This window comes from Gilliamella sp. Imp1-1, from assembly GCF_001690415.1.
In the GTDB taxonomy this organism is placed as follows: Bacteria; Pseudomonadota; Gammaproteobacteria; order Enterobacterales; family Orbaceae; genus Gilliamella; species Gilliamella bombi.
In genome coordinates this window covers 1-1575 of the sequence record NZ_LZHK01000023.1, presented here as the reverse complement: position 1 = coordinate 1575, position 1575 = coordinate 1, and the positions used below count along the sequence as shown (strand labels likewise).

At 39.2% G+C, this 1575-nt stretch carries 4 protein-coding genes; all 4 read left to right on the top strand.

Features of this window, described 5'->3' with window-relative positions:
- On the top strand, positions 1-288 hold a 288-nt coding region (locus A9G38_RS12180), incomplete at its 5' end, for a hypothetical protein (RefSeq protein ID WP_176713218.1).
- Complete coding sequence (locus A9G38_RS02690; protein ID WP_065623125.1) at positions 288-974, top strand: hypothetical protein; 687 nt, start codon at positions 288-290, stop codon at positions 972-974. The genes A9G38_RS12180 and A9G38_RS02690, both read left to right, overlap by 1 nt.
- 58 nt (positions 975-1032) lie before the next feature.
- Complete coding sequence (locus A9G38_RS02685; protein WP_037486845.1) at positions 1033-1332, top strand: IS3 family transposase; 300 nt, start codon at positions 1033-1035, stop codon at positions 1330-1332.
- A gap of 125 nt (positions 1333-1457) precedes the next feature.
- A partial coding sequence (locus A9G38_RS12725; protein WP_442902855.1) for an IS3 family transposase occupies positions 1458-1575 on the top strand: 118 nt, incomplete at its 3' end.

Genomic DNA, 1575 nt, shown 5'->3' with positions numbered 1-1575 from the left:
TTGTTGTTATTGCCGTACTCTTTAGAATCGCAGGCATTATCGGCCACGACTTCTGAGCGCATTCATGGTACTGCACCTTATTTAACCTTTGATGGCGGTGTTACTAAAATGACTGAAATAAAGGAATTATTAGGTATTAAGTTATCGGATGGTCGAACATTCACACCGCAAAATAATCCTTCATCACCGACAGCGCTAATCAAGTTACCTAATGTAGGGGATACTTTTGCTGATATTGAAATGATAGTCCCGCCATCAAGCGACTCAATAAATATAAATGACTTATAGTGACACAAGGTAAATGGGGCGATGATGATGGGGATGGACAGGGAGCAGGTGAAGTTACTGCATCAGGAAGTATATCGTTAGTAATAAAAGATAAAGATGGCAATACCGTTAATCGTAGTGATACATTAAGTCTATGTAAAGCGCCTTATAAGGTAACCTTAAGTAGTACAGGAGGTAGTTTAACTACACAATATGGTTTGCCAGATAGTAGTACTTTTAGTGGAGGAACAGCGGAGTATTATATCACGCAGTCACAGCCTGTTATTTGTTCGGTCAGGCCGAATTTGTTGTATGGTGGAACAAGTGGTATTGTTTCTTACGACGGCCCACGTTTTGCCGGTCCATCTAACATATGGAGTCCTACTAAGGGCTTTCTAACTCAATCAACAAACCCATCATCTTACGACCGAAATTTCCCAACAACCGGTGCAGATGGCTTGTATTTTGATTTGCTTATTGCTGGGGTAGATGCAAGTCAGTTGAGTTGGACAGTTAACACGAGTGGTAGTCTAAATGCAACAGTGAGTTGGAGGTTGCCAAGCCAAGGATATTACGAAGACACGTGGATTACGGATAAATCCAAGAATGTAACACGGGTAACGTTGCATGGTCCAAGGGCAAGTAGTGGTCAAATAAACTCAAGTAATCCTAGTTCACTAACACGTCCATTGGATCGGCTACACTAAATCATACAACTTTTTTAAGGGGTAAGGTAAACTTATCACAACTAAAAAAGGAACAAATATGAATAAGATTAAACGCAAAAGACGAACATTCACAGATGATTTTAAACAGCAAATGGTCAGTCTTTATCAACATGGTAAATCACGTAGTGAAATCGTTGCCGAATATGATTTGACACCATCAGCTTTGGACCGTTGGATAACGCAAGCAAGCCAAAGCGGCTCATTTAAAACAAAAGATAATCGCAGTCCACAAGAACAAGAGTTAATCGCATTGCGTAAAGAGCTTAAACAACTCCGTATGGAAAACGATATTTTAAAGCAAGCAGCACTGATAATAGGACGAAAATCGCTATCCTAAAAGCAAATCGACATCGTTATAGCATAACAAAGCTATGTCAATATTTAGGATTATCAAGACATTATGCTTATTATCAGTGTAAATTGAATAGACAAAAATCAGTAGGGCTTTATGCCAATAAAATCGTGACGCTATTTAATCAGAGCTATCAGTCTTATGGTACAAGACGAATTCGTTTTGATTTACAGAAAGAGAATATTTGGGTGTCACGCCGTTACATTGCTCGGGTGATGAAAGCCTTAT